The organism is Hyalangium sp. (genome assembly GCF_035629615.1).
Taxonomy (GTDB): Bacteria; Myxococcota; Myxococcia; order Myxococcales; family Myxococcaceae; genus Hyalangium.
On sequence record NZ_DASPHO010000117.1, the window covers coordinates 1 to 4,792 of the forward strand.

The 4,792-nt window shown below is 66.5% G+C and carries 6 protein-coding genes; 1 reads left to right on the forward strand and 5 read right to left on the reverse strand.

All coding sequences use genetic code 11. The annotated features are described in order from the left end of the window. Positions 1-45: 45 nt before the first annotated feature. Positions 46-1,269 carry a type II toxin-antitoxin system HipA family toxin gene (locus tag VD972_RS05620; protein WP_324981881.1) on the forward strand — a complete coding sequence of 408 codons (1,224 nt, stop codon included), beginning with the start codon at positions 46-48 and terminating at the stop codon, positions 1,267-1,269. A 15-nt stretch (positions 1,270-1,284) separates the two neighbouring features. Here VD972_RS05620 and VD972_RS05625 read toward each other — a convergent pair whose 3' ends face one another. The 5 genes from VD972_RS05625 to VD972_RS05645 form a co-directional block, all read right to left on the reverse strand. Continuing rightward, positions 1,285-1,848, reverse strand: a complete 564-nt coding sequence (locus VD972_RS05625) for a hypothetical protein (protein ID WP_324981884.1) — start codon at positions 1,846-1,848, stop codon at positions 1,285-1,287. Next, entirely contained in the window at positions 1,848-2,303 is a 456-nt protein-coding gene (locus tag VD972_RS05630; RefSeq protein ID WP_414653991.1) for a bactofilin family protein, read from the reverse strand. Before VD972_RS05630 ends, VD972_RS05625 begins: the two co-directional genes overlap by 1 nt. A 3-nt stretch (positions 2,304-2,306) precedes the next feature. After that, positions 2,307-3,206 carry a ParB/RepB/Spo0J family partition protein gene (locus VD972_RS05635; protein ID WP_324981889.1) on the reverse strand — a complete coding sequence of 300 codons (900 nt, stop codon included), beginning with the start codon at positions 3,204-3,206 and terminating at the stop codon, positions 2,307-2,309. A 98-nt stretch (positions 3,207-3,304) separates the two neighbouring features. Then, a complete protein-coding gene (locus VD972_RS05640; protein ID WP_324981892.1) occupies positions 3,305-4,096 on the reverse strand; it encodes an AAA family ATPase in 792 nt (263 codons plus the stop codon). Positions 4,097-4,537: 441 nt separating this feature from the next. Continuing rightward, positions 4,538-4,792, reverse strand: a 255-nt coding sequence (locus VD972_RS05645) for a hypothetical protein (protein ID WP_324981895.1), incomplete at its 5' end; no start/stop codon positions are given.

The following is a 4,792-nucleotide window of genomic DNA, read 5'->3' on the forward strand; positions in this document are numbered from 1 at the left end:
GAGGGTCGCTCCAATCCTTGATCGTGCCGGATGAGGAGGACTGAAATGCCCTCCGAGAGAGCCGAAGCGGGCGTACTCGAAGTCCGGCTTGGCCAGGTCCATGTGGGGACCTTGACGCGCCTGGATGACGACTTCTCCGAGTTCGTCATCTCAGAAGAGTACCGGCAGCGGTACCCGAGACCCCTGCTGGGACAACTCTTCGAGGACGACCTGACCCGGCGGTACTCCAGCAGGATGCGCCTGCCGCCCTTCTTCTCCAACCTCCTGCCGGAAGGGCCGCTGCGCGAGCTCATTGCCGAGCGGGAGGGCATCCACAAGCAGCGAGAGTTCTTCCTCATCGCCCGGCTTGGAGAGGACCTTCCTGGCGCAGTTCTCATCACACCGGCCACAGCCCTGAACTGGGACACCACCGAGCCCGTCGAAGCGACCGCCAGCCAGGCCGAACCCACCGACTCCCTTCGATTCTCGCTCGCGGGTGTGCAGCTCAAATTCTCGATGCTGCGCAAGGACCGCGGCATGACGCTCCCCATGGGTGGGAAGGGTGGCGATTGGATCGTCAAGCTGCCCGACAACCGCTACGACCGCGTCCCCGAGAACGAGTTCTCGATGATGAGCTGGGCGCGGGCCGCCGGGATCCAAGTGCCCGAGTTCCGCTTGGAGCGTGTAGCGGATCTCGAAGGGCTCCCAGCGGGCATCGTCCTTCGTGAAGACCTCGCCTATGCCGTGCGGCGCTTTGACCGGCCCGAGCCCGGCCGCCGCATCCACATGGAGGACATGGCCCAGGTGCTGGGGTTGTACTCGGACGAGAAGTACAAGAAGTACAACTACGAGACCATCGCAAAGGTCCTCCTGAACGTTGCGGGTCACGACGCCCTCCAAGAGTTCCTGCGCCGGCTGGTCTTCATCGTCGCCATTGGCAACGGTGACGCCCACCACAAGAACTGGTCCTTGCTGTACCCGGACGGTGTCCGCGCCGTGCTCTCTCCCGCCTACGACTTCGTCTCCACCATCCAGTACATGCCGAATGACACGATTGCGCTGAACCTCGCGCGGTCGAAGCGGTTCGAGGATTTCAGCCTCGCGAGCTTCGAGCGGTTGGCGCGCAAGCTGGATCTCGGTAACGCGGACGTCCTTCCGACCGTCAAGACGGCCGCCGAGGCCACCCTCCAGTCGTGGAGCGAGCTTCGCGCTGAACTGCCCATCCCAGAAGAGTTCAAGCGCCGCATCGAGGAGCATTGGAAGAAGGTGCCGCTGCTCCGAGGCGCTTGAGCCTCGTCGTGAAGCTCAGCGCGGAGCGGCCTGCACCTGGATGTCCCGGCAGGCCTCGGTGGCCAGACGCACCTCTTCGGTGCTCGCACCGGGCAGCGTGGCACAGAGGAACAAGTCCTCTCCCACACGCCGAGCCCCCAGCAGCGCGGACCCATGGAGCCCCAGCCCTCCATCGGTCAGCTTGGGTGCCAGGGTGATGCGCACCAGCGCGACCTGCTCGTCGCCCTCCTCTTGATCCAGCGACACCTGGAACTCGGAGAACTGCTGGCGGATGGAGTCCGTGAGGTCCTCAATCGAGGGCATCTTCTCTCCCTCACCCCGGCGCACATCCACGCGGAGCACCTGACGGCCTGGAGGCCCGGCCTGAAAGCTCCCGTCCGGGGCGACGAGCGCCGTCCACCCCGGCGGCAGCGGGACCTTGACGCCTGCACGGAGGGGAGACGGGCGTTCAGTGGTTCCCCCAGAGGCCCCACCCCCTGTCGAGGGAGCGGGCGCTTCCTTCTTCTCCGGGCAGCCAGCGGCCAACATGGCGAGCGCCAGCATGGACGCCCGGAGTGCCCTGTGGGGGGAGCGCGGCACTACTTCTTTTCGGTGGCGACGCCGCCCGGCACTGGCGGCCGGCTCCCCTCCATCGTGCAGGTGCCGTCATAGGAGGCACCCCGCTCGATGGTGAGCGCAGGCGTGGTGAGATCACCCTTCACGCGGCCCGGCTGCTTGAGCTCGATGATCTGCAGGGCGGTGACATTGCCCACCACCGTCCCGTGGATGATGACCGTCCCAGCGCTGATCTTGGCCTCCACCCGAGCGCCGTCGCCGATGACGATGGTGTCCTTGGTGAAGATCTCCCCGTTGAACTTGCCGTCGATGCGCACCTGCCCTTCGAAGGTGAGCTTCCCGGTGAACTCGCTCCCCTTGCCGAGCAGCGTGTGAATGTCGCCTGGACGCGTCGACACGAAATCCTCCTCCCGCTTGAACAATGGCTTGCTGGTAGTGGTGCTGGGTGCTTCGTCTTTTTTCCCGCCAAGGAGCGCCACGCGCTACTCCTTCCTGAGAAGCTTCAACAACCGATCCAGGTCATCGTACGAGAAGAAGTCCACTTCCAAAGTTCCTTTTCCGGGGGATCGCTCGCTCAGACGTACTTTTGTCCCCAATCGACGCTGCAGCTCCTCGACCAGCGCCTTCGCCTGAGGGCTCTGCTTCGGTGGCCTTCCCCCCTCCTTCTTATGCGTGCGCCGCTGCTGCACCAGCTTCTCGGTGTCGCGCACAGACAGCTTCTTCTCGGCGACCTGGGCCGCCAGCGCCTGCAGCTCCGGCAGCCTCGGCACACCGAGCAGCGCGCGCGCGTGGCCCATGCTCAGCGTGCCGTCAGCCACCAGCTCCTTCACATCCTCTGGCAGCGCCAGCAGCCGCAGGGCGTTGGCCACCGTGGAGCGCTCCTTGCCCACGCGCTGGCTGATCTGCTCCTGCGTGAGCTTGAAGTCTTCCTGGAGCCGCTGGTAGCCCTCGGCCTCTTCAATGGGGTTGAGGTCCGCGCGCTGGAGGTTCTCCACCAGCGCCAGCTCGAAGGCCTGGGACTCCGTCACCTCGCGCACCAGGGCGGGCACCTCCTTCAGCCCCGCGGCCTGGGCCGCGCGCCAGCGACGCTCGCCGGCGATGAGCTTGTAGCCGGAGCCCTCCTTGCGCACGAGCACCGGCTGCAGCACGCCCTGGGCCTTGATGGACTCGGTGAGCTCGGCCAGCTTCGCCTCATCGAAGTGGCGGCGCGGCTGAGCGGTGTCCCGGCGGATGGACTCGATGGGCAGCTTGAGCACGCCGTTGCGCGGCGGCGGCTCGGCCACCACCGTGTTGGGCACGGCGGCCACGGGGGCCGCCTGGGGGATGAGGGCCGAGAGGCCTCGTCCCAGCGCACGCTTCTGTTTGTCGGCAGCAGTCTGCACGTCGTCTCTCCACGGTGGCGCCCGGGCGCCAGGCCCTCACGCACCGGGGGGAGCGTGGAAGGGGGAAGGTTGAGGGTCCTTGGGTTCGGCTTCGCGAATCAAGCGACCTTGCGAGCGGGCGGCTTCCTGCCCTCGCGGTTCATGATCTCGCGGCCGAGAGCCAGGTAGCTCTCGCAGCCCTTCGACTTGATGTCATAGAGGATGATGGGCTTGCCGAAGGAGGGGCACTCGGCGAGGCGCACGTTGCGCGGCACCACCACGCTGAACACCTGGTCCTTGAAGTAGCCGCGCACCTCCTCCACCACCTGGTTGGCGATGTTGGCGCGCCCGTCGAACATGGTGAGGAGGATGCCCTCCATCTTCAGCGCCTTGTTGAGCCCCTGGCGCACCAGGTCCACGGTGTGGGTGAGCTGGGACAGGCCCTCGAGCGCGTAGTACTCGCACTGCAGCGGGATGAGGACGGAGTCGGCGGCCACCAGCGAGTTGAGGGTGAGCAGGCCCAGCGACGGCGGGCAGTCGATGAGGATGTAGTCGTACTCCTTGGCCAGGGGGCGCAGCGCATCGCGGAGACGGAACTCGCGGCGCTCCAGGTTGACGAGCTCCACCTCGGCGCCGGTGAGGTCCGGCGTGGCGGGCACGACATGGAGGTAGCGCAGCTCGGTGGAGTGGATGAGCTCCTTCATGGGGCGGCCCCCGAGGAGCGCCTCATAGATGGTGCCCTGGAGCTGGTCGCGCTTGAGGCCCAGGCCACTGCCGGCATTGCCCTGAGGATCCATGTCCACCAGGAGCGTGCGGCGCTCGGCCGAGGCGAGGCTGGCGGCGAGATTGATGGCGGTGGTCGTCTTTCCGACGCCACCCTTCTGGTTGGAGATGCAGATGATTCGACCCACGTGCCCGTCCTCATTCCGTCCCCGGGGTGCGGGGAGTGCGGGCGGCATTGAGCCACCAAATGGTCATTCAATCTAGTGTCATTTTGGGCCTGCTCGGTTACCTCCTGAGGGGCTCGGAAGGAGGCTCCGCGCGGCACTTCCGAGGTCATTTCTGGCCCCCCTGAGAGCGGTCCGCGGAGGCACGTTCCACGTGGAACACAGCCCCGACGTTCCACGTGGAACACAGCGGCAGCGAGCCTTCACCAAGCCCCCTCCCGATTCCAGGCATCGACGTTCCACGTGGAACACGAACCCAGTCCCGGCCCGTCGCGAACCGCGCCGTCGCCCGCGACGTTCCACGTGGAACACGGACAGCCCATGCACTCCTCCACTGCCTGGCCCGCGCACGTTCCACGTGGAACAGGAGACATGGACAGCAACTGCCATATGCGTGCTGTCACTTCACTCCTCAGCCATGGGCGACAGCTCCCCATGCGCCTCACGGAATGCGCGCGGGCTGCAGCCTGGGGGCTCGTGGCCCACCGCGAGCCCGAGCCCGGAGACACCACCGCCGGAACCCATGCGCTGGATCCACCCGCGAGAGGTCATGACCGGCCACTGCGGCATCACGCTGCCCGCATCCTCCACACCGCTGATCGACACGCGTCGGCGAACGACGAACCGCTTCATGGAGGAACCTCGAGACAGGCGCCTCGG

Coding starts and splice junctions, on each gene's coding strand:
- VD972_RS05620 (WP_324981881.1), top strand. CDS start 46: ATGCCCTCCGAGAGAGCCGAAGCGGGCGTACTCGAAGTCCGGCTTGGC.